The following is a 22,823-nucleotide window of genomic DNA, read 5'->3' as shown; positions in this document are numbered from 1 at the left end:
TTTATAACAATAGACAGGAAATTCCGAGTTAATTGTATTGATCAAAATGACTGTAACTATTCAAAATTTGAGATTTAATATTTAGTATCTTTTCAATACTGAATTAATTGCTTATTGGCATTATTTGCTAGAAAAAATGGAGAGATTATTTTTTGTTTAAATTCATTAAAATCAAAAGGTAATGAATTTTATTGCCAGTGATTAGCTTATATTGCTGAATTTTATTCAGGTAATTTTTCTAATGCTTGACGTATCTGCGCCATCACCTGGGGTGTGCTTAGGCCGAAGTGTAGCATGCCTGTTTCATCCACTATCACTAATGACTTATTCTTGCCCGCAGGTGTCATTGACATGCCGGGGAGCCGCCAAATACTTTTTGCGCCTCCAAGCGTTTTAGCACTCTCATGGCTTACGACAATTAAATCTGGTCGTCCTTCAATAACGGCTTCGGGCGAAAGAGGCTGATAGAGTGCCACGTTTGCCATGGCATTTTTAGCGCCAATTGCGGTAATCAATTTATCTGCTGTTGTATTCGTTCCTGCAATTAAGGGTAGGGCACCACCTTTATTGCTAATAAACAGGATATTTTTATTTATTGGGGATATTTTGATTTTACTGAGGTCATCCTGAAAGCTTTGGATAAGTTGTTCCCCTAAATGGACTTGATTTATTTGTTTGGCAATGATGCGAATTTTGTTAGGGATGGCTTCTAATGTCATTCCACGAGCAACTTTAATAACGTGTATTCCTTGGTTTTGTATATGTAATAAGGCTGACGAATGCCTAGCTTGGTCGCTGGCTAAAACAAGAGTAGGCCGCATTGAAACAATACGTTGAGGATCAATACGTTTTATATCTTCAATAGTTGGAGAAATTTGTGCTAAAGAGCCTAAAGTGCTTTGAGCAATGATGTTGTCACCAAAATTAAGCGCAAAAATAATTTCGGTGATATCGTTACCCAAAGACACTATGCGCTCTTTCGACATCGCATTATTTGATACACAAAGCGTTACGAGCACTAGAAGCCAGTATTGCATAAAATGACTCAGTAATTAAATATGGGGCAGAGAAAGTATTTGTTGGTTCCACAACGCTTGCTCAGGAACACCTTCAGTACGCTGCCCATACATTTGTATGATTTGATTACCTTGGTTATCGAAGACTTCCAGACTTGTCACAAACCCATCTTGTGTCGGTTTTCGAGTCACCCAACATTCAGAAATACCATTCTCAATAATATGCAAATTAAAATCATTGCTAGAAGCATTAAGCCAATCTGTTTGTGAGCTTTCAATTCTCAGTGATGAAATTTTATTGATAACACCAGTGAAAATTTGTACACAGCCACGATTGCCAACAAAAAGCATAATCTCATTTTTAGCTTGATGGGCAAGTGATAGTAATTGCGATAGTGAGTTTGTTGGTACCTGCCAAGCGAGTTCATTACTGACAATGCGAAAAATTTGCTGCCGACTTAAATTATGTGCTTTTAATAAGGTGAAAAACTGATGCACATTTGACATGTCGCGCCATTGTTGTTCAATCTGTTGCTTAGTTTCATCACTGATTTCGTTATCTGAAAATGATAAAACTGTATCGAGTTGCAGCGGAGGGTTATCAGTGGATGTATAGTGGGTAATGATGTCTTGCCACACATTCATATCGGTGTGTTCACAGGTATAAACTTTATGTATGGCATCGCCATTTTTATCAAAAAATTGAATGCTGTGCCGAATTTTATTTCCTATTTGTTCTGTAAGCGTAAACATGGAATCCCATTGAGCAAAAAACATACGTAAATCTAATTGCCCCGGATTTAAGAAAAGGCCTGCATGATCACTAAAACGGGGATTATCATATAACCCTGTTTGAATGTTTACGACATAATCATTACGTGTAATTGCTTTTGCTTGGCCAATGGTCGAGAGTGCATGGAGTAATTCAGGTAAATTGCCTGAAAGCCGTTTTGCATCATCATAGCCGACTCTATGATATAAAAGCTCGGCTTCAGTGATGTTAAGTTGATTTGCTAAGTCCCGAGCATGTTTGTCAGGGAACTGTTGTTTAATCTGCTGGTAATTTTCATAACATATTGAATTCATATTAATCTCCTTTTTCTTGATTGTTTGCAACGGCAATTAGTTGGGGTTATTCACCGTATTAATAACCCCAACTTGCCGACTTAATTATTTCGTTACCATTTATAATTCACGTTAAAATAGAAATTACGGCCTTCTTGTGGAATGCCCGTAGAAGAAACGTAGTTTTTATCAAATGCATTTTTAAGAGCTAATGTTGAACTGAGACCTTCGATAAACTGATCTGCTTTGTAGTTGATATAAAAATCATGGATGCCGTATCCCGCGTATTGCACAACTTCCTTGTGATAGCGGTCTAACCCTTGTTTCGATTTATGCTTTGGTAACTGGTAAGTTGTATTTCCTTCAAATTTTGTTTTTGCTGAAAACTCACCAACCCAACCAAGATTAAGGCCTGTTGTTAAAATAGGTGCATTAAAGCGCACAACTAGGCTTTCGGGGCGTATAGCTGAAAGTGAGTAGTTGTCTTTGTCTTCTTTACCTATGGTTTGGTTATAACTGGCATTTAAGTCAAACCAGTAGGTACTATATTGAATAAAGCTATCAAACCCATAAATCGTTGCAAAAGGGACGTTGATGAAAAATGTTTCATCGGGGAAGTAACCGCGTATGGTTTTATCATCGTTTTCAAGTGCTGAATATTTACTGTCTACGGTGATATGATTTTTGGCTTTTGTGCTAAAAAATGTTGAGCCAAATTGCAAAGAATCACCAGTAAAAGCGATTTCATCAAAACTGAAGTCTAAACCAGCTTCATAAGTTTTGTTTGTCTCAGGCTGTAAGTCCGGAGAGACTCGAAAATTAGACACCATTTTGGTGAAAGGTATCGAGAAATGATGTGAGTTATTGTATAACTCAGCCATTTTTGGAGTACGGTAGCCTTCCGAATATGATGTGCGTAATGTTAGCCAATGAACAGGGGTTGCACTAACCGCAAACCGTGAGGACCAATTTGTTTGTGTATTTGTTGCAAATTCTTTACGTGACGTTTGGTAATGGGTAAATCGTGTACCTGCTGAGAAGGTGACTGGGTAGCGAGCCAGAGTGAAGTCATCTATTAACCAGAAAGATGTATTAGCTAACTCAGAAGGGGGGTAACTTGTCGCATGGGCATTTGATTTTTGTTGTTGCTTAATATAGTCGAAACCACTTTGGATATATTGGTTTCCGATGTCGTTAATAGGAAGGTTGAAACTATTAGAAAATGTGGTTCCATAGCTATATTGATGGCGCTTTTCTTGATCATATTTATTGATTTTATTGAAAATACTATTGACCTTAACAATATCAAGCTGTTCAAAATGAAGATCTGAATAGTAAGTATCCCAGTCAGCTTGCCAGTTATATTGATTATTAAGGTTAACGTGCTGATTGATGATAACATCCCGCTGATGGCTTTTTCTCTCATGAGGCGTATTTTTGTATCGCGTCATATCGACCTGAACAGAAGGTTGCTTTAGCGTAATACTTTCGTTGCGATATTCTTTGAGCTGTAATGTAATTTGATATTCAGGGCGGGCAAACCAAGTGGTTTTTACCATCCAGTTATCAATATTTTCATCGTGGTTTAGGCTTTTTGAAGCAAACACATCATCGAGTTGTTTTTTGCGTTTACTGTAGCTTAGTAGGGTATCTAAATTACCAGTACGCCCATATAGTGCACTACCTGCATAATAGCTATGGTCATTACGGTTAATTCCGCTGTAGATTTGCCCACCTAATTTCTGACCCGGTTTCAGTAAGTCAGTGGCGTTGAGAGTTTTAATTGAAACAAGCCCTGCCAATGCCCCACCACCATGGTGAAGTGAACCACCACCTTTATGAACAGTGACTTTTTTCACTAAGGTCGGGTCAATAAAAGTGGCATCAAACAAGCCCGAGCTAAAATCCTGCGTGACATTATCGACAGTGATTTTTACACCTCGGCTATCATAACCTCGCATTTGCAGGTTTTGCCCATACGTACTTCCTGCGCCTGTAACGAGTATCCCTGATTGCCCTTTGAGTAAATCTAAAACGGAAGTGGCAGATTGTAATTCAGGGGCTTGGACGTCGATAACATCTACTTGCTGAGCAACAGCAATTTTTTCATGATTAAACGGTGATTGGCTAACATGAATAATGTCGCTGGTTTCTTGTTGTGCAAGTGTGATTTGGCTGGTAGTGGTAACGGCTAAAGCAGTAGCAAGCGTTGAAAAACGGAACTTATATTTATGTTGATGATTAGAAATTGGTGCTGGCATCAGGTTAAATAGCATAGGAAATCCTTTCCTTATGTGTAGTTTAAGCTGGCTGCCTTGATAGTATCTGGGGGGCGTGCTATAGATTATCGGTATAACTTATTTATTTCGTTAGAATTAATTTACCTGAGCGTGTTTGCTTTAGTTGGTAAATTTCCCCGTGGTGTAAAATTTCAACTTTGCCATCCTTATTAAGTAACTGCTGACTATCAACCATGCGTGTTGTTAATATCGCCTGAGTTGGTTTTGTTTCAATAGGTACCGAATGTCGTTCTTCATTTTTATCTGAAAAAAGGTTCTTCGATACCATTTGATTTGTCTTTTTTAATAAGGTCATAAAATTTTTCTCATGCGTTTTCTAACGAGTAGCGTGTTAGCAGTGAGAATTATTATCGTTAACAGAGTGAGTGGTCAAGGGTTTTTTGGAGTAAATTGGGTGATAATCAAAAATTAATAGTTATTAATATTGTGGTGAATATTGATTTTGTTTTTTTATTTTCTGAGGTGATGGTTTAAGCTCGCTTTGATAAGAAATTAATCAAAGCGAGTGGGGAGATTGAGTGAGGAATTACTTAAAGCGATGCTCCACTGCTTGAGCAAGAATTTCAATCAGTTGTTCAGTATCATCCCAACCAAGACAAGGGTCAGTAATTGATTGACCATAAACCAAAGGTTGTTCAGAGCTGACTTTCTGTGTGCCTTCAACTAAAAAGCTCTCGGCCATCACGCCGCTAATTGTGGTTGAGCCATCTTTAATTTGTTCTGCAATATCACGTGCAACTTCAAGTTGGCGACGATGAATTTTTTGGCAATTACCATGGCTAAAGTCAACGACTAAGTGCTCTGGTAATTCAAATTTACGCAATTTGTCGCACGCTGCTGCAAGGTCACCAGCACTGTAATTTGGCTGTTTACCACCACGCATAATGACATGCCCATGTGGGTTACCGCTGGTTTGGTAGATGGTCATCTGGCCATTTTTATCTGGAGATAAAAACATATGCTGCGCTTTTGCGGCTCTGATAGCGTCAATGGCGATGTTAATATTACCATCCGTCCCATTTTTAAAACCAACAGGGCAAGACAATGCGGAGGCCATTTCACGGTGAATTTGGCTCTCAGTTGTGCGCGCACCAATTGCGCCCCAGCTAATCAAATCAGCAATATATTGACCCGTTACCATATCGAGAAATTCAGTGGCAGTGGCTAACCCTATTTGGTTAACTTCAATCAATAATTTACGGGCAAGGCGAATACCCGTATTGACTTGGCATGAATTGTCTAAGTTCGGATCAGAGATTAAGCCTTTCCAGCCGACAACAGTGCGCGGTTTTTCAAAATAGGTGCGCATGACGATTTCTAAGCGGTCTTGATGGCGCACTTTTAGTTCATTAAGTTTCTTTGCATATTCGATGGCAGCATCAATATCATGAATAGAACATGGGCCAATAATCACCAGCAAACGCGGGTCTTGCCCTGATAAAATCTGTTCAATACGTTTTCGTGACGCTGTCACGTTTTCGGCAACTTCTGCGGAAATAGGAAATTCATCAGCGAGAGCTTGTGGCGTGATTAAACTGTCCACTCTCGCAGTACGTAACTCATCAGTTTTGTGCATTTTTGTTCTCAAAAACTTGAATAGGCTGTCGCCATATAAGTGATAAAGATCACAATAAACGAATATGGCTTAATTTCAACCTCCAACGTAAATTGAGTGAATATTTTTTTTTATTTTATATTCACTAAAATATACGTCTTTGAAGCCCCATGGTATCAATCACTTTTGCAGAAATTTCTTCTACAGAATAGTTAGTGGTATTTAAGTAATTGATTTTATTCTGTCTAAATAGCGCTTCCACTTCAGCAATTTCAATTCGACACTGCCTGATAGAGGCATAGCGGCTATTTTCACGACGTTCTTCACGGATTGCGGCTAACCGCTCTGGGCTAATGGTCAAACCAAATAATTTGTGGGTATAGGGACGTAGTGCTACTGGTAACTGCAAGTTATCCATATCATCCGCTGTGAATGGGTAGTTTGCCGCTTGAATGCCAAATTGCATGGCTAAATAAAGGCTGGTGGGTGTTTTACCACAGCGGGAAACTCCAATTAAAATTACCTGAGCTTGGTCGAGATTTCTTAGGGAAATTCCATCGTCATGAGCCAGTGTATATTCAATTGCGGCAATGCGTGCATCGTATTGATTCATATTCTGCATAGATAAACCGTGGGTTCGATTTAGTTTAGGCTCAGGCTCCAGACCAACTTCCTTTTGAATCGGCGCAACGAGACTTTGCACGATATCTTGGCAAAACCCAGAGCTCTGGGTAATTATCTGTTTAACTTCAGGGGAGATGATGGAATAAAACACCAAAGGGCGAATTTGCGTCTCTTCGTAGAGTAGATTAATTTTTTGTTTTATTTCTTCTGCACGGGTTAGCGTAGTGACAAAGGGCAATGTATAAGAGGTAAATGACAAGGGAAACTGTGAAAGTACAGCATGCCCTAAAGTTTCAGCTGTAATCGCTGTACCATCAGAAATAAAGAAAACAGTGCGTTGAACTTGGCTGGCCATCGTATTCATTGCTCCTAATTCGGTCATCATTATTAGTCTCTTATTGTATTTATCACTGGTTATCGAGAGATATTATCTTTGTTTAAAGTTTAAAAATTAGTTTATAGGGGGAAGTATAGCCATTTTTTGAACGATTTTTAGAACAAAAAAGTTTTCTTATTTGATGGAACGATTCACCTGTCCATCTTCTATTAGCGTCTGTGCTAGTCTATTTCACGAGGCGATATTTCGCCAACGAGATTTTTTACGATATGTACTCTGTCACTAAATTGCTATAAAAGGATCGCTTTCAATGTCCACAAATGGCCTCACTCCGTGTAATGTACTTTGGTATAACCAATTAGGGATGAATGATGTTGACCGTGTAGGGGGTAAAAATGCCTCTCTCGGTGAAATGATCACTAACTTATCTGATCTGGGTGTATCCGTACCTAACGGTTTCGCGACAACCGCACAGGCGTTTAATGATTTTCTGGAGCAGAGCGGTGTAAATCAGCGCATTTACAACCTGCTAGATGAAACGGATATTGATGATGTGAACCAACTGGCTGTAGCAGGTGCTCAGATCCGTCAATGGGTGATTGATACCCCACTGACGAAGGAGTTGGAACAAGATATTCGTGATGCGTTTGCTCAGCTTTCTGAAGGTGAAGCGGAAGCTTCATTTGCTGTGCGTTCGTCTGCTACCGCAGAAGATATGCCAGATGCTTCATTTGCAGGGCAGCAAGAAACATTCTTAAACGTTCAAGGTATTGATGCCGTTTTAGTTGCGATTAAACACGTATTTGCATCTTTATTTAACGACCGTGCGATTTCATATCGTGTACACCAAGGTTACGACCATCGCGGCGTAGCATTATCTGCAGGTGTTCAAAGAATGGTTCGTTCTGATTTAGCGTCATCGGGTGTGATGTTCACCATTGATACCGAATCTGGTTTTGATCAGGTTGTTTTCATCACTTCAGCTTATGGTTTAGGTGAGATGGTAGTGCAAGGTGCTGTGAACCCAGATGAGTTCTATGTTCATAAACCAACACTGAAAAATAACCGCCCTGCAATTGTGCGCCGTACCCTTGGCTCTAAAAAATTACAAATGGTGTATGCCAACAGTAAAGAGCACGGCAAACAAGTGCAAATTGAAGATGTACCAGAAGCGTTACGCAATCGTTTCTCTTTGACTGATCTTGAGGTTGAAGAGCTAGCTCGCCAAGCATTGCAGATTGAAAAACACTACGGCCGCCCAATGGATATTGAGTGGGCAAAAGATGGTCATAATGGGCGTCTGTATATTGTTCAAGCAAGACCAGAAACTGTACGTTCCAATCAACAAGTGATGGAGCGTTATCAGTTAAAACAGCAAGGCCAAGTGCTGGTAGAGGGCCGTGCCATTGGTCATCGTATTGGTGCTGGTAAAGTGAAAGTTATCCATAACCTTAGTGAAATGGATAGAATTCAGCCAGGTGATGTGTTGGTCACTGACATGACAGATCCTGACTGGGAACCTATCATGAAAAAGGCCGCCGCTATCGTAACTAACCGTGGTGGGCGTACATGCCACGCTGCAATTATTGCTCGTGAACTGGGTATTCCTGCGGTAGTAGGCTGTGGCGATGCAACAGAGCGCTTACAAGAAGGCCAAAATGTGACGGTTTCTTGTGCCGAAGGTGATACTGGGTTCGTATATGACGGTGAGTTGGCATTTGAAATTCACAGTTCAGAAGTGAGTGATATGCCTGACCTTAATGTCAAAATTATGATGAACGTGGGTAACCCTGACCGTGCATTTGATTTTGCCTGTTTACCAAACGAAGGTGTAGGTTTAGCGCGTTTGGAATTTATCATTAACCGCATGATTGGGGTTCACCCAAGAGCATTACTGGAATTTGATAAACAATCGCCTGAATTACAAGCTGAAATTCGTGAAATGATGGCAGGTTATGAAGACCCGATTGAGTTTTACATCGGCAAATTAACTGAAGGGATCTCAACGTTAGCTGCGGCATTCTGGCCAAAACGTGTGATTGTTCGCTTATCTGACTTTAAATCTAATGAATACGCTAATTTAGTGGGTGGCGATATTTATGAGCCAGAAGAAGAAAACCCAATGTTAGGTTTCCGTGGTGCAGGGCGCTATGTTTCTGATAGCTTCCGCGCATGTTTTGCGTTGGAGTGTGAAGCGGTTAAACGCGTGCGTAATACCATGGGGCTCACTAATGTTGAAGTGATGATCCCGTTTGTGCGTACCGTTGCACAAGCGGAATCTGTTATTGCAGAACTGGCGAAGCATGATTTAAGGCGTGGTGAGAACGGCTTAAAAGTGATTATGATGTGTGAAATCCCATCAAACGCACTGTTAGCCGATCAATTCCTTGAGCATTTTGATGGTTTCTCTATCGGCTCTAACGATATGACTCAGTTGACATTAGGCTTAGATAGGGATTCTGGCGTTGTTTCTGAACTATTTGATGAACGCAACGATGCTGTTAAAGCGATGCTTTCTATGGCGATAAAAGCGGCGAAACGTCAGAATAAATATGTGGGAATTTGTGGTCAAGGTCCATCTGATCACCAAGACTTTGCTCAGTGGTTAGTTGACGAAGGTATTGATAGCTTATCATTGAACCCAGATACTGTGGTTCAAACGTGGTTAACAATCGCAGAAAACCAATAACAACACTATTTATTAATTGAAAGGCCGATTGGGTATTCCCCAGTCGGCCTTTTTACTTAATTTGAAATATCTATTATTGCAATTGGTAATAACGATTACGTAATAAGATAGATATAAAAAATAGCGAATGATTATGCATTTAATATGACATACATATTTTAATTTCGCATACATTATTACACATAATAAGCGTAATGATGTATGGGTTGTGGTGCATCACTGATGTGATCAATTAAAAAGAAAGTATAGGGAATAATACATAGGGAGTATGTTTACTTAATTAAAGCAAGCAAATTGAAAGTTGATTTCAATCAATGCTTATAAAGTGATGATTTAATTTAGACATGAATATTATTCATTTTGAATGTTTACGCAAAAAAAAAGCCTATCATGGGCTGACAGGCAAAGACTACACACAGCAATTCGTTTGTCATTACGCCAAGAAAGGGAGGCAGCATAATGATTAAATTCATTTAATTCAGTGATTGGATAATAAACTAATTAAATTATACAATCATTAAGAACACTCTCAATATTAATATTACCTATTGTTACGTAAAGAGAAATATTCAGTAGTTTTATGTTAACATAAATTAAGCTGAATACTAACGTTAGAATGTTAAATATTGTTTCTAAATATTAATGAGAGAAGAACCATTATTGAAACAGACATGCTTAACGATAAACATATCTGCTTCACTTAATAAAATTATTTCTTAATCAAGAATTCTTCTGCGAGAAACTTTTCGGTTTCACTTAGATCTTCATTAGGTGGGGCGACTTCGTTCATCCAAGCCTTCAATAAACTGTAGGAAACCGCTAAAACAACAGGGCCAATAAACAATCCAATCATACCAAATGATAAAATCCCGCCGATAACCCCAACAAGGATCAGTACCATTGGTAAATCAGCCCCCATCTTAATCAGCCATGGGCGAAGTACACCATCCATGGTTGCAACAATGGCGGCCCAAACCGCTAAAATAATGCCCCACGTGGTATCGCCAGTCCAAAATAACCATAATACTGATGGGATCATAATTAATAGGGGCCCTAATTGCGCTACACAGCAGATAAACAGCAATACGGTCAGAATAGCCGCATAACTAATACCCGATAGTGCAAGGCCAACACCACCAACAATCGCTTGAATCAACGCGGTCACAACTACACCAAGTGCAACTGCGCGAATGGATTGTGCGGCTAAGACAACGGCAGCATCACCACGGATCCCTGCTAAACGAACGGCAAAATGGCGCATGCCTAACATGACCGTTTCGCCTTTCAGGTAGAGTAGTCCACTAAAGAGCAGCATTAATACTAAGTGGAAAACAAAACGCCCAGCACTAATTGCTTGTGTTGCAAACCAACCAGCAGCCTGCCCAAAGTAAGGCTGAATTTTAGCAAGTAGGGCATTACCACCACTGGCAACGAGGCTATGCCATGCGTAATAAATCTTTTCGCCAACCATAGGGATAGTGTTTAACCACTCTAAGTCAGGCAATGTGAGGCTTGATGGGGACTTTGCCAGCTCAATGAGTGGAGAGCTGTTTTCAATGATACTGCCGATTAAAATGCCAAGAGGGATCACAAACAGCAGTAAAATGAGAAGAACCATCACTAAGGCTGCAAGCCATCTTTTATTCCACAGGCGAGCTTCAAGGCGCAATAACAGCGGCCAAGTTGCAATGACCATCATTCCTGCCCAAACAAAACCAAGAATAAAGGGATTAAGTACCCAAAAGCAGGCGGCTATCAGTAAAACGATGGATAGCAGCCCGAAAATAAGTTTGGGTAGATCCAAACGTTTTTGCGATTTTTCCATTAATGATTGATCCTTAACAAATGAAAATTCTGCATGTGTCGGGTTTTTTAAGGCGAAAATAACGTAATTATTTTTCACGGTTAAAAAAAACAATATTGTGATATGGTTCATGACGACAATGTCATCAGCGGCTGTACTGTCTTTACAGGCTGTGAATACGTTTTTCATAAACCTAAGACACTATTGTGCAACTTAAAATAAAGATAGTACATAACGAGTAATGCGAACACTAAACAACAAGAGTCATCGTTAATAATGATCCCGCGTATATCAGAAGCACCTCATCTCAGCCAACTCGTCATCACGTTCTTGCATGAGCTACAAGAACAAGGTTTTACGGGTGATACTGGCACCAGTTATGCAGAAAGATTATCCATGGCGACAGACAACAGTATTTATCAGTTGCTGCCTCAAGCTGTCGTTTTCCCGCGCTCTAGTGCGGACGTGCAAATTATTACACGTGTTGCAGGGCAAGAAAAATACCGTGAGCTCACTTTCACACCTCGTGGCGGTGGTACGGGAACAAACGGGCAATCCTTAACTGAAGGGATTGTGGTCGATATGTCCCGCTATATGAACCGCATTTTAGAAATTAACCCAGAGCAGGGTTGGGTTAAGGTTGAGGCGGGGGTCATAAAAGACCAGCTGAACCAATTTCTAAAGCCATACGGCTATTTTTTCTCACCTGAATTATCAACCAGTAACCGTGCCACACTAGGTGGGATGATTAATACAGATGCATCAGGACAAGGTTCGCTGGTTTATGGTAAAACCTCTGATCATGTATTAGGCGTTAAAGCGATGGTATTGGGAGGTGAATGCCTCGATACCCGAGCTATGCCTATTGCTCTCGCCCAAACGATTGCGTCTGAAGATTCGGTGGTGGGGCGTATCTATAAAACGGTATTAGAGCGCTGCCTTGAACAACGTCCGTTAATTGAAGCAAAATTTCCCAAGCTTAACCGTTTTTTAACGGGCTATGATTTACGCCATGTGTTTAACGATGAGTTAACGGAGTTTGACCTCACCCGTATTCTAACGGGGTCAGAAGGGTCTCTTGCGTTTATCACGGAAGCGACGCTGGATATTACGCCACTTCCTAAAGTACGCCGCTTAGTAAATGTGAAATATGACTCGTTTGAGTCTGCACTACGTAATGCGCCTTTTATGGTGCAGGCTAAAGCATTATCCGTTGAAACGGTTGATTCAAAAGTGCTTAACCTTGCGAAGGAAGACATCGTTTGGCATTCCGTCAAAGCCTTAATTACTGATGTGCCAAACAAAGAAATGTTAGGGTTAAACATTGTTGAATTTAGCGGCGACGATGAAGATGAAATCAATCAATTGACTGAAAGTTTGTGTCAACGCTTAGATGAATTAATGGCAAGCAATCAAGCAGGCGTAATTGGTTACCAAACCTGTCATGATCTTGAAGATATCACACGTATTTATAATATGCGTAAAAAAGCGGTTGGTTTACTGGGTAACAGTAAAGGGGCCGCTAAGCCTATTCCATTTGTTGAAGATACATGTGTTCCACCTGAGCATCTTGCTGATTATATTGTTGAATTCAGAGCGTTGCTAGACAATCATAAACTCAATTATGGCATGTTTGGCCATGTGGATGCAGGGGTTTTACATGTGCGCCCTGCGTTGGATATGTGCGATCCACAGCAAGAAGTATTAATGAAACAAATTTCTGATGAAATTGTTGCATTAACTGCGAAATACGGTGGTCTTCTTTGGGGGGAGCACGGTAAAGGTTTCCGCGCGGAGTATAGCCCTGAGTTCTTTGGTGATGTGCTGTACGGTGAATTACGTAATATTAAAGCTGCATTTGACCCCGACAATCGTTTGAATCCGGGGAAAATTTGCCCGCCAGCGGGTTTAGATGCACCAATGAAACAAGTTGATGGCATCAAACGCGGTACATACGACCGCCAAATTCCGGTGCAGATGCGCCAAGAGTTCCGTGGTGCAATGGACTGTAATGGAAACGGGCTCTGTTTTAACTTTGATGTGAAAAGCCCAATGTGCCCATCGATGAAAATCAGTGGCCAGCGTATTCATTCACCAAAAGGGCGCGCCACATTAGTGCGCGAATGGTTGAGGTTACTTGCCGAGCAAGGCGTGACACCGGAGCATCTTGAAAAAGGTATCACGCAGAGCCAACCATCATTACGTGGATTGATTGAAAAAACACGCAATACGTGGCGAGCTAAACAAGGGGATTATGATTTTTCCCATGAAGTCAAAGCCTCGATGTCAGGGTGTTTGGCGTGTAAGGCGTGTTCAACACAATGCCCAATTAAAATTGATGTGCCATCGTTTAGAGCGAAATTTTTAGCGTTATATCACGGCCGCTATTTGCGCCCTGTTCGTGACCATATCGTTGCAAATGTGGAAGCAAGTGCGCCGTTACTGTCAAAAGTGCCTGGTGTTTTTAACTTTTTCTTGCGTCAAAATATCGTGCAAAAATTAAGTGAACGCACTATTGGGATGGTGGATTTGCCGCTGTTTTCGCAACCGACTTTAAAACAAGAGCTTTCAGGCCACGCTGCAGTCACAGTGACGTTAGAGCAACTTGAAGGAATGAGCGCAGGGCAACGGGAAAATTATGTGCTGGTGGTACAAGACCCATTTACCAGCTATTACGATGCGAAAGTCGTTGCAGATTTTGTGCGATTAATCGAAAAATTAGGTTATAAGCCCGTGTTGTTGCCATTTTCACCCAATGGTAAAGCGCAACATATCAAAGGCTTTCTAGCTAAATTTGCGAAAACGGCTCGTAAAACCGCGGACTTTTTAAACCGTGTGGCAAAATTGCAATTGCCCATGGTGGGAGTCGACCCTGCATTAGTTTTGTGCTATCGCGATGAATACCATGAAATTTTAGGTAAAGACCAATGCCAATTTACGGTAATGCTGGCTCATGAATGGTTAATTACCTTGCCTGAACCACAAATTGCACAAACAGGTGAAGCACAGCCATGGTATTTTTTTGGTCATTGTACCGAATCGACAGCACTGCCAAACAGTGCAAACCAATGGGCGTCTTTATTTGCACGCTTTGGGCAGCAACTTAACAATGTGAGTGTAGGCTGTTGTGGAATGGCGGGAACTTATGGACACGAGGTTGCAAACCTAGAAAACTCGAAAGGAATTTATAACTTATCTTGGAAAGGGGCGATGTCGTCACTGCCAAAAGAGCGCTGTTTAAGTTCAGGCTACTCTTGCCGCAGCCAAGTAAAACGCATGGAAAACACGTTAATAAAACACCCGATTCAAGCTTTGTTGGAGATTGTTTAATGATTTGGAAACGTCAATTTGATTTAGCACAATTAGCTGAAATGTCAAAAACTTGCATGTTAGGGCACATTGGTATCGAAATCACCAAAGTGGGTGATGATTATATGGAAGGCACGATGCCGGTGGATGCGCGAACAAAGCAGCCTTTTGGTTTGCTGCATGGTGGCGCATCCGTGGTATTGGCTGAGTCATTAGGCTCTATCGCAGGCTATATGTGCACTGAAGGTGAACAGCGCGTGGTGGGTGTTGAAATCAATGCTAACCATGTTCGTGCAGCGCGTTCAGGTGTTGTACGTGGCGTTTGCAAGCCCATTCATCTCGGCCGGCGTCAGCAAGTCTGGAACATTGAAATTTTCAATGAGCAAGGCAAGTTATGTTGCACATCACGTCTAACAACTGCGGTTTTATTTGAGTAACACCCTTCGTTTCTTTGTCTAACTCGTTTTCGGGAAAATATCTCGAAAACGAGTTGTTGTTTTTATCAATTGCCCCCACCTATATATTCAGATGAATGCATTTTCATTTTTATCAAATAAATTAAGTTGTATAATAAATGCATCTTTATTAATTTGTGTCATTTTTGTGTATTTATTAGTACAAAATTAAATAAAAAATGTAACTCTATTTATCTGTTATTTTTCATCGTGTTAAGTTCTTTTTTGGCTGTTTTTGCTTAGTAAATAAGCTCATTTCGATCAAAAAAAGCACTAAAATAGCTATAACCTCTTAAAACAAATGGTTGAAGTAGCATAGGTAATCATTACCATAGGGTAGACAGAGTTAATCTCCTGATAACAGGCTGAAAAGCCATAAGAAATGTGGGGTCAATATGACTGACGGTGTAGAGACATTTTCATTTGATGAAAACAATTGGCAGGGAGTTTGCCTGACACAAAGCGCTGCAAAACAAATCAAAAAATTGATGGTGCAAAACCCAAATACTAAAGGGCTTTCACTCGGCGTTAAACAGTCTGGCTGCGCAGGCTTCGGTTATGTATTTGAAATGATCGAAAACCCAACCGACAACCACCTGTTATTTGAACTCGATGGGGCGCACCTTTATGTGCCAAAAGAAGCAATGCCATTTATAGATGGCACAGTCGTTGATTACGTCCAAGAAGGGCTGAATCAAATTTTCAAATTCAATAACCCGAAAGCCCAACATGCCTGTGGGTGTGGTGAAAGCTTCGGCGTTTAACATGTGAAGTCAGATTATGTCACAGAGCAATGTAGAAGTTGGCGATGATGTTCAAAGCTGGCTTGATGACCAGCGTTATAAAGAGGGCTTCTTTACGGAAGTCGCAACAGATGAAATGGCAAAAGGGATCAACGAAGATGTTGTCCGCGCTATTTCAGCGAAACGTAATGAGCCTGAGTGGATGTTACAATTCCGCCTTGATGCCTTTAATCACTGGAAAGGCATGGAAGAGCCCCATTGGCTCAAAGCCCAATACCCAAATCTTGATTATCAGGATTACAGCTATTATTCCGCGCCATCTTGTGGCTCGTGTGATGATACCTGTGGTTCACAATCTGGGGCAACCCAAGCAACAGGCGTTGCTGAAACCAATAATTATTTAACGGCGGAAGTTGAAGAAGCGTTTAATCAACTGGGTGTGCCTGTTCGTGAAGGTAAAGCCGTTGCCGTTGATGCCATTTTTGACTCCGTGTCAGTGTCGACCACATACCGTGAAGACCTTGCGAAACATGGCGTGATTTTCTGCTCATTTAGCGAAGCTATCCAAGAATACCCTGAATTGGTTCAGAAATACTTGGGCAGTGTCGTTTCAAGCCACGATAACTTTTTCGCAGCGTTAAATGCGGCGGTCGCTTCTGATGGCACCTTTGTGTACATCCCGAAAGGGGTGCATTGCCCAATGGAGCTTTCCACTTATTTTCGCATTAACGCTGCTAAAACAGGGCAGTTTGAACGCACTATTTTGATTGCGGACGAGGGCAGTTACGTCAGTTATATCGAAGGGTGTTCAGCGCCTGTTCGTGATAGCTACCAATTGCACGCTGCGGTAGTTGAAGTCATTATCCACAAAGATGCAGAGGTTAAATACTCTACTGTTCAAAACTGGTTCTCGGGTGGGGATAGCGAAGAAGGTGGTATCCTAAACTTCGTGACTAAGCGTGCATTGTGTGAGGGTGAAAATTCCAAAATGTCGTGGACCCAATCTGAAACAGGTTCAGCGATTACGTGGAAATACCCAAGTGTGATCCTTAAAGGGGATAACTCAGTTGGTGAGTTCTTCTCTGTGGCACTGACCAACGGTAACCAGCAAGCAGATACCGGAACCAAGATGATCCACATCGGGAAAAACACCCGATCAACGATTATCTCAAAAGGAATTTCTGCAGGTAAGAGCCAAAACAGCTACCGTGGTTTAGTCAAAATTCTGCCAAGCGCCCAAAATGCGCGTAACTTCACGCAGTGTGATTCCATGTTAATTGGTACACAGTGTGGGGCGCATACATTCCCTTATGTGGAAGTCAAAAATAATACGGCACAGCTTGAACATGAAGCCACAACGTCACGTATTGGCGAAGACCAGTTGTTTTACTGCTTACAACGTGGAATTAGTGAAGATGATGCTATCTCTATGATTGTAAATGGTTTCTGTAAAGATGTGTTCTCGGAACTTCCTTTAGAGTTTGCCGTAGAAGCACAAAAATTGCTGGCGATCAGCTTAGAGCATAGCGTTGGCTGATCCTTATCGAGTTTATTTGCGCGCAAGCGCTAAAGGCATGTAAATATGTTAAGTGTTAAAGATTTACACGTGAGTGTAGAAGGTAATGAGATTTTAAAAGGGTTATCACTGGAAGTTAAACCAGGGGAAGTTCACGCCATCATGGGCCCAAATGGTTCAGGTAAAAGTACATTATCGGCAACACTTGCTGGTCGCGAAGAATATGAAATTGATAGCGGTTCAGTGACCTTTAAAGGCAAAAATTTATTTGAATTAGATCCAGAAGAACGTGCGGGAGAAGGGGTATTCTTAGCATTTCAATACCCAGTCGAAATTCCTGGTGTGAGTAATCAATTTTTCTTACAAACAGCGGTTAATGCAGTGCGTGAATATCGTCAACAAGACGCATTAGACCGTTTTGATTTCCAAGATTTTATTGAAGATAAAATTAAATTATTGGAAATGCCAGAGGATTTATTAGCGCGTTCTGTTAACGTCGGTTTCTCCGGTGGTGAGAAAAAACGTAATGATATCCTGCAAATGGCGGCACTAGAACCACAGCTTTGCATTCTTGATGAAACAGACTCAGGTCTGGATATTGACGCCCTGAAAATTGTGTCTAACGGTGTGAATTCACTGCGTTCTCCTGAGCGCTCATTTATTATTGTGACACACTATCAACGCATTTTAGATTATGTAAAACCTGACTTCGTCCACGTTTTATATCAAGGGAAAATCATCAAATCAGGTGATTTCAGTTTAGCGAAAAAACTGGAGGAGCAGGGTTATGGCTGGCTTATTGACCAACAGTGAAAGAGCACAAAAGCGTGCTGAAGTTGCTGCGCTCAATGAGCAAGCAATGTCACGCTTTGCAACGCTGTTCGAACAACGCTTAGGCGAAAATTCGCAGCATGCAAAAAGCCATTGGGAGCTGGCTAAACAGGTCGGCTTACCTACATTTCGTCATGAAGATTGGCATTACACGCCACTGAATAACGTATTGAATACTCAATACCATTTTAGTGATACAGATGCTGTTACGAGTGAATGTGAAAAGCTAGCGTTACCGATTGATGCTTACCGTATTGTATTAATTGATGGGCGCTATAGTTCAGCACTTAGTTCTATTGATGTCGGGCCATTCCAAGTGTCTCTGCTCGATAATCAAGATTTACTTCCTGCACCCGTCAATAGCGAAATCTTTTTACATTTAACGGAAAGCTTGGCGGTACAGCCGTTAGTTATCCACTTAGCAGCAAATAAAATAGCGGAAAAACCGTTGTATTTACTGAATATTTCGAGTGGCAGAAATGATGAACAGGTGATGAATATCAGCCAATATCGTCATCATTTAACCTTAGATACCAACAGTAAAGCGCAGGTCATTGAGCACTTTGTCAGTTTAAATGGCCAAGCGCATATGACGGGAAGCCGTTTAACCGCGGAAGTGGGTGATAACGCAGACTTTAGCCACTTCAAATTGAATGTGGAAAATTCACAGGCGCAACATTTCGCCCATAACGACATTGTGGTTGGACGTGATAGCCGCGTTAAAAGCACCAGCTTTTTGTTAGGTGCAGGCTTAACACGTAACCATACAAGTGCACGCCTTGATGGTGAAAATACTGAGCTTGAGCTTAACAGTTTACTGTTGCCAAAAGGTAATGAAATTGCGGATACACGAACGTATTTGGAGCACAACAACAGTTTCTGTAATAGCCGTCAATTGCATAAAGTGATTGGGATGGACAGCAGTAAAGCGGTGTTTAATGGGATGATCAAAGTTGCCCCAAATGCGCTGAAAACTGATGGCCAAATGACGAACAATACCTTGTTGCTCGGTGATAAAGCTGAAATCGATACTAAGCCACAACTCGAAATTTATGCAGACGACGTGAAATGTGGTCATGGTGCGACAGTAGGTCGAATTGATGATGAACAATTGTTTTATCTGCGTTCAAGAGGGATTGATGGCAAAGCGGCTAAGCATATGATCATCATCGCATTTGCCGCAGAATTGACAGAGTCTATTGAGTCGGAAGAGTTAAAGCACGCTGTGATGGCAAACATCCGCCAGCGCTTAGCGGAGGTTTAATCCCATGTCATTTGATGTTGCGTTAGTCAGGCGGGATTTTCCTGCCTTATCACAATCTGTGAATAACCATCCACTCGTCTATTTAGACAGTGCAGCGAGTGCGCAAAAACCGTTGCAAGTTATTGAGTGCGAGAGTGAGTTTACGTTACATCAGTATGCCGCGGTTCACCGCGGCATTCACACACTCAGTGCCAATGCGACAACCATGATGGAAGAGGTGCGCCAAAAGGCCGCAGATTTCATCAATGCGGGCTCTAATGAAGAAATTATCTTTGTTAAAGGAACCACAGAAGGCATCAACCTCGTTGCCAATAGCTACGGGCGCAAGCATTTCTTTGAAGGCGATAATATCGTCATTACTGAGATGGAGCACCATGCCAATATCGTTCCTTGGTTTTTATTAGCTGAAGAAATTGGTTTTGAAGTCCGCGTGATCCCTATTTCCGATGATGGAACATTACAGCTAGATAAGCTCAATGAATTAATCGATGCGCGGACACGGTTACTGAGTTTCACACATATTTCGAATGTGTTAGGCACTGTAAATCCGGTCAAAGAAATTATCCAACAAGCACGTGAAATTGCCTTACAAAACGGCAGTGAACTGGCAATTCTAGTGGATGGTGCACAAGGTGCGATGCATCAGCAGGTTGATGTACAGGATTTGGATTGCGATTTTTATGTGTTTTCAGGACACAAATTATACGGGCCAACTGGTATCGGTATTCTATTTGGCAAAAAGGCTATCTTAGATGTGATGCCACCATGGGAAGGCGGCGGGGCGATGATCCGCCAAGTTAGCTTAACTAAGGGAATTACTTTTGCTGATGCGCCTTGGCGTTTTGAAGCGGGTACGCCAAATGTGAGTGCAATTATTGGGTTAGGTGCAGCATTCGACTATTTGACTGCATTAAACTTACGTGATGTGTTTGCTTATGAAGCGCAAATCATGGCGTATGCATCGCAAAAGCTCAAAGATATCCCGTCTATCAGGTTATACGGTAACGACCAACGTGAAGGTGTTTTGGCCTTTAACCTTGGTGAGCACCACGCCTATGATGTTGGGTCTTTTTTGGATAGGTATGGTATTGCTATTCGAACAGGGCACCACTGCGCTTTACCTTTGATGGAGCATTACCATGTTCCTGCTATGTGCCGCGCGTCGGTGGGAATTTATACCACTAAAGAAGATATTGATGCGTTATTCAATGCGTTACAGCGCATTAAAAAATTGTTAGGCTAAGCACAAAGAATTAAGTGAATGGTAAAGGAAGTGAGTATGCCCGCATTACCCGATGAAAATAAATTATTACGTAATTTTGCGCGTTGTCAGGATTGGGAAGAACGTTATTTGTATATGATTGAGCTAGGTGGGCGTTTGCCTGAGCTTAATGAAACACAAAAAAGTGATAGCAATCTAATTGCGGGTTGCCAAAGCCAAGTATGGATTGATATGCAGTTACAATCTGATGGCACAATTACCTTTGCAGGGGATAGTGATGCTGCAATCGTTAAAGGGTTAGTGGCGATTGTCATTATTCTTTTTCAAGGTAAAACACCACAGCAAATTTTAGCGTTAGATGTAAAATCCTTTTTTGAGCAATTGGCGTTAGAACAACATTTAACCCCTTCACGAACCCAAGGGTTGAATGCCATGATCCGCACTATCTTAGCGCGTGCAAATGAATTAGTTTAGTTTGACCGAGGGAGCAACTTAGTTCCCTCGTCTATTTTCCCTCCTTACCTCAGTGTGTTGTCAAAATCTGATCATCCAATAAAGGCTTACTCAATAATATTAGTTAATTAAAATATTCATTAAGTATTAAAGATATTAAGAATAGTTGCTATTATGAGCAATAATCATTGCGTTATTGTAAGTACACTATTTTCCTTGGAGTAGGTATGAAAAGAGTTTTAACAGTGGCAAGTTTGTTTGTCATGAGTGCATTGTTTGCGCCAGCTCAGGCAAAAGAGTACCCATTGCCTGATAGTAACACCCGCCTAATCGGGGAAAATTACACGTATATCGTGCCGAACGATGGTCGTCCCCTTGAAGCGATTGCTAGTGAACATGAAATTGGTTTATTAGGGATGCTTGAAGCAAACCCAGGTACTGACCCTTATCTGCCAGAAGCAGGTAAGGAGCTGATTATTCCTGCACAAATGTTATTACCATCAACGCCAAGAACAGGGATTGTGATTAACTTGGCAGAGTTGCGTTTATATTACTACCCTGCAAACAGCGATAATGTCATTGTTTATCCAATTGGTATTGGCCAATTGGGACGTGATACACCTGAAATGGTCACATCAGTCAGCCAGTCGATTAAAGACCCAACATGGACACCAACCGCAAATATTCGTAAAAATTACGCAAAAGAAGGGATTACATTACCCGTTGTTGTTCCAGCGGGCCCTGAAAACCCAATGGGATTATATGCCTTACGTTTAGCCTATGGTCGTGGTGAGTATCTAATCCATGGTACCAATGCAGACTTCGGTATTGGAATGCGTGTCAGTTCCGGTTGTATCCGTTTACGTCCTGATGATATTGAAGCGCTATTTAAAACAGTTCCGAAAGGAACTCGCGTCCAAGTTATTGATCAAGCTGTGAAATATTCAAAAGAAGCAGATGGTAGCTATTACATCGAAGTGCATCAGCCATTATCTCGCTCGAGTAAGGATGATCCACAAACCATGCCAATCAAGCTCTCTGACGATTTCAAGCGTTTTCTTGAAAATGAAGGGGTAGATAAGGCTTTAGTACAAAAAGAGCTTGCTAGACGTTCTGGGATGCCTGTGCGTGTAAATAATGATCAGGGTACTAATGAACCAGCGCATGAAAACCAATATGAAGGGCTAATACCGATTGAGCCGTTCACTATTTCGCAGCCTGGCCCGATTTACGATGGTAAAATTGGCGCATTATTACCCACCAAATACCGTTCCTCTTTAGCTGTACAATAATCAGACAAAAAATTAGGGCCTATTTTCATAGGCCCTTATAAATACTATCAGCTTCTAAAAAAGCGTCGTTTCAACTAGATAACGACCAAATCGAACTTATTTTTTGTAAGTACGAACTTGGTTGTCCAGACGTTGGTTAGCACGTGCTGCTTCTTCTTGAGCTGTCTGAACATCAGAACGCAGTGACTGAACGTCGTTGCTCAGTTGATCAACTTTACCATTCAGAGTTTGTACGTCTGAAGAGAGTTTTTGCACTTCAGTGCTGTTAGAACAACCCGCTAGTAATGCTGAAGCTAATACGATAGAGCCCAGTAGAATTTTAGTACGAATCATTATTTTACCCTCTAG

At 41.3% G+C, this 22,823-nt stretch carries 18 protein-coding genes and 1 other RNA gene; 10 read left to right on the top strand and 9 right to left on the bottom strand.

All coding sequences use genetic code 11. From position 1 onward, the window contains the following. Positions 1-221 precede the first annotated feature (221 nt). From J6836_RS09190 to ppsR, 6 genes are all read right to left on the bottom strand, one after another. Positions 222-1,037 carry a heme/hemin ABC transporter substrate-binding protein gene (locus tag J6836_RS09190; RefSeq protein ID WP_219248700.1) on the bottom strand — a complete coding sequence of 272 codons (816 nt, stop codon included), beginning with the start codon at positions 1,035-1,037 and terminating at the stop codon, positions 222-224. A gap of 15 nt (positions 1,038-1,052) precedes the next feature. Further along, complete coding sequence (locus J6836_RS09185) at positions 1,053-2,102, bottom strand: hemin-degrading factor (RefSeq protein WP_219248698.1); 1,050 nt, start codon at positions 2,100-2,102, stop codon at positions 1,053-1,055. Positions 2,103-2,194: 92 nt separating this feature from the next. Then, positions 2,195-4,357, bottom strand: a complete 2,163-nt coding sequence (locus tag J6836_RS09180; RefSeq protein ID WP_219248697.1) for a TonB-dependent receptor domain-containing protein — start codon at positions 4,355-4,357, stop codon at positions 2,195-2,197. Between the two features lie 85 nt (positions 4,358-4,442). Next, positions 4,443-4,676 (bottom strand): hemin uptake protein HemP, encoded by a 234-nt coding sequence (gene hemP, locus J6836_RS09175; protein WP_255586365.1) that lies wholly within the window; start codon positions 4,674-4,676, stop codon positions 4,443-4,445. 231 nt (positions 4,677-4,907) lie between these two features. Then, positions 4,908-5,957: a 3-deoxy-7-phosphoheptulonate synthase gene (locus tag J6836_RS09170; protein ID WP_219248695.1), complete on the bottom strand. Its 1,050-nt coding sequence runs from the start codon at positions 5,955-5,957 to the stop codon at positions 4,908-4,910. Positions 5,958-6,081: 124 nt separating this feature from the next. Next, on the bottom strand, positions 6,082-6,945 hold the full coding sequence (gene ppsR, locus J6836_RS09165) for a posphoenolpyruvate synthetase regulatory kinase/phosphorylase PpsR (protein ID WP_282560641.1): 864 nt from the start codon (positions 6,943-6,945) through the stop codon (positions 6,082-6,084). A gap of 262 nt (positions 6,946-7,207) precedes the next feature. Between ppsR and ppsA the strand changes: the two genes are divergently transcribed. Then, on the top strand, positions 7,208-9,586 hold the full coding sequence (ppsA, locus tag J6836_RS09160) for a phosphoenolpyruvate synthase (protein ID WP_219248693.1): 2,379 nt from the start codon (positions 7,208-7,210) through the stop codon (positions 9,584-9,586). Between the two features lie 373 nt (positions 9,587-9,959). On the opposite strand, the gene rprA is transcribed toward ppsA, so the two are convergent. Together rprA and ydiK are read right to left on the bottom strand one after the other, a co-directional pair. After that, an RNA gene (rprA, locus tag J6836_RS09155) (antisense sRNA RprA) lies at positions 9,960-10,069 on the bottom strand. A gap of 226 nt (positions 10,070-10,295) precedes the next feature. Continuing rightward, positions 10,296-11,411, bottom strand: coding sequence for an AI-2E family transporter YdiK (gene ydiK / locus J6836_RS09150; protein ID WP_219249462.1), 1,116 nt, complete (start codon positions 11,409-11,411; stop codon positions 10,296-10,298). Between the two features lie 255 nt (positions 11,412-11,666). On the opposite strand from ydiK, the gene ydiJ reads away from it, so the two are divergent. The 9 genes from ydiJ (at position 11,667) to J6836_RS09105 (ending at position 22,475) form a co-directional block, all read left to right on the top strand. After that, a complete protein-coding gene (ydiJ, locus tag J6836_RS09145; protein WP_219248690.1) occupies positions 11,667-14,720 on the top strand; it encodes a D-2-hydroxyglutarate dehydrogenase YdiJ in 3,054 nt (1,017 codons plus the stop codon). After that, entirely contained in the window at positions 14,720-15,136 is a 417-nt protein-coding gene (menI, locus tag J6836_RS09140; RefSeq protein ID WP_219248688.1) for a 1,4-dihydroxy-2-naphthoyl-CoA hydrolase, read from the top strand. The genes ydiJ and menI overlap by 1 nt, the downstream gene beginning before the upstream one ends. Positions 15,137-15,549: 413 nt before the next feature. Beyond that, positions 15,550-15,918, top strand: a complete 369-nt coding sequence (sufA, locus tag J6836_RS09135) for a Fe-S cluster assembly scaffold SufA (protein ID WP_219248686.1) — start codon at positions 15,550-15,552, stop codon at positions 15,916-15,918. A gap of 16 nt (positions 15,919-15,934) precedes the next feature. After that, positions 15,935-17,434 carry a Fe-S cluster assembly protein SufB gene (gene sufB / locus J6836_RS09130; protein WP_219248685.1) on the top strand — a complete coding sequence of 500 codons (1,500 nt, stop codon included), beginning with the start codon at positions 15,935-15,937 and terminating at the stop codon, positions 17,432-17,434. 45 nt (positions 17,435-17,479) lie between these two features. Then, positions 17,480-18,226, top strand: a complete 747-nt coding sequence (gene sufC / locus J6836_RS09125; protein WP_219248684.1) for a Fe-S cluster assembly ATPase SufC — start codon at positions 17,480-17,482, stop codon at positions 18,224-18,226. Continuing rightward, positions 18,201-19,508 carry a Fe-S cluster assembly protein SufD gene (gene sufD, locus J6836_RS09120; protein ID WP_219248683.1) on the top strand — a complete coding sequence of 436 codons (1,308 nt, stop codon included), beginning with the start codon at positions 18,201-18,203 and terminating at the stop codon, positions 19,506-19,508. The genes sufC and sufD overlap by 26 nt, the downstream gene beginning before the upstream one ends. A gap of 4 nt (positions 19,509-19,512) precedes the next feature. Further along, complete coding sequence (gene sufS / locus J6836_RS09115; RefSeq protein ID WP_219248682.1) at positions 19,513-20,751, top strand: cysteine desulfurase SufS; 1,239 nt, start codon at positions 19,513-19,515, stop codon at positions 20,749-20,751. 36 nt (positions 20,752-20,787) lie between these two features. Then, positions 20,788-21,204: a cysteine desulfuration protein SufE gene (sufE, locus tag J6836_RS09110; protein ID WP_219248681.1), complete on the top strand. Its 417-nt coding sequence runs from the start codon at positions 20,788-20,790 to the stop codon at positions 21,202-21,204. A 206-nt stretch (positions 21,205-21,410) separates the two neighbouring features. Beyond that, entirely contained in the window at positions 21,411-22,475 is a 1,065-nt protein-coding gene (locus tag J6836_RS09105) for a L,D-transpeptidase family protein (RefSeq protein ID WP_219248680.1), read from the top strand. 96 nt (positions 22,476-22,571) lie between these two features. On the opposite strand, the gene J6836_RS09100 is transcribed toward J6836_RS09105, so the two are convergent. Further along, on the bottom strand, positions 22,572-22,808 hold the full coding sequence (locus J6836_RS09100; RefSeq protein WP_047756290.1) for a major outer membrane lipoprotein: 237 nt from the start codon (positions 22,806-22,808) through the stop codon (positions 22,572-22,574). Positions 22,809-22,823 lie beyond the last annotated feature (15 nt).

The organism is Providencia sp. R33 (genome assembly GCF_019343475.1).
GTDB lineage: Bacteria > Pseudomonadota > Gammaproteobacteria > Enterobacterales > Enterobacteriaceae > Providencia.
The sequence above is the reverse complement of the archived record's forward strand: the minus strand, read 5'-3'. Positions and strand labels throughout refer to the sequence as shown.

What these genes read in the sequence shown, in the direction of transcription:
- J6836_RS09190 (WP_219248700.1), bottom strand. Translation starts at nt 1,037, where the DNA reads ATGCAATACTGGCTTCTAGTGCTCGTAACGCTTTGTGTATCAAATAAT.
- J6836_RS09185 (WP_219248698.1), bottom strand. Translation starts at nt 2,102, where the DNA reads ATGAATTCAATATGTTATGAAAATTACCAGCAGATTAAACAACAGTTC.
- J6836_RS09180 (WP_219248697.1), bottom strand. Translation starts at nt 4,357, where the DNA reads ATGCTATTTAACCTGATGCCAGCACCAATTTCTAATCATCAACATAAA.
- hemP (WP_255586365.1), bottom strand. Translation starts at nt 4,676, where the DNA reads ATGACCTTATTAAAAAAGACAAATCAAATGGTATCGAAGAACCTTTTT.
- J6836_RS09170 (WP_219248695.1), bottom strand. Translation starts at nt 5,957, where the DNA reads ATGCACAAAACTGATGAGTTACGTACTGCGAGAGTGGACAGTTTAATC.
- ppsR (WP_282560641.1), bottom strand. Translation starts at nt 6,945, where the DNA reads ATGATGACCGAATTAGGAGCAATGAATACGATGGCCAGCCAAGTTCAA.
- ppsA (WP_219248693.1), top strand. Translation starts at nt 7,208, where the DNA reads ATGTCCACAAATGGCCTCACTCCGTGTAATGTACTTTGGTATAACCAA.
- ydiK (WP_219249462.1), bottom strand. Translation starts at nt 11,411, where the DNA reads ATGGAAAAATCGCAAAAACGTTTGGATCTACCCAAACTTATTTTCGGG.
- ydiJ (WP_219248690.1), top strand. Translation starts at nt 11,667, where the DNA reads ATGATCCCGCGTATATCAGAAGCACCTCATCTCAGCCAACTCGTCATC.
- menI (WP_219248688.1), top strand. Translation starts at nt 14,720, where the DNA reads ATGATTTGGAAACGTCAATTTGATTTAGCACAATTAGCTGAAATGTCA.
- sufA (WP_219248686.1), top strand. Translation starts at nt 15,550, where the DNA reads ATGACTGACGGTGTAGAGACATTTTCATTTGATGAAAACAATTGGCAG.
- sufB (WP_219248685.1), top strand. Translation starts at nt 15,935, where the DNA reads ATGTCACAGAGCAATGTAGAAGTTGGCGATGATGTTCAAAGCTGGCTT.
- sufC (WP_219248684.1), top strand. Translation starts at nt 17,480, where the DNA reads ATGTTAAGTGTTAAAGATTTACACGTGAGTGTAGAAGGTAATGAGATT.
- sufD (WP_219248683.1), top strand. Translation starts at nt 18,201, where the DNA reads ATGGCTGGCTTATTGACCAACAGTGAAAGAGCACAAAAGCGTGCTGAA.
- sufS (WP_219248682.1), top strand. Translation starts at nt 19,513, where the DNA reads ATGTCATTTGATGTTGCGTTAGTCAGGCGGGATTTTCCTGCCTTATCA.
- sufE (WP_219248681.1), top strand. Translation starts at nt 20,788, where the DNA reads ATGCCCGCATTACCCGATGAAAATAAATTATTACGTAATTTTGCGCGT.
- J6836_RS09105 (WP_219248680.1), top strand. Translation starts at nt 21,411, where the DNA reads ATGAAAAGAGTTTTAACAGTGGCAAGTTTGTTTGTCATGAGTGCATTG.
- J6836_RS09100 (WP_047756290.1), bottom strand. Translation starts at nt 22,808, where the DNA reads ATGATTCGTACTAAAATTCTACTGGGCTCTATCGTATTAGCTTCAGCA.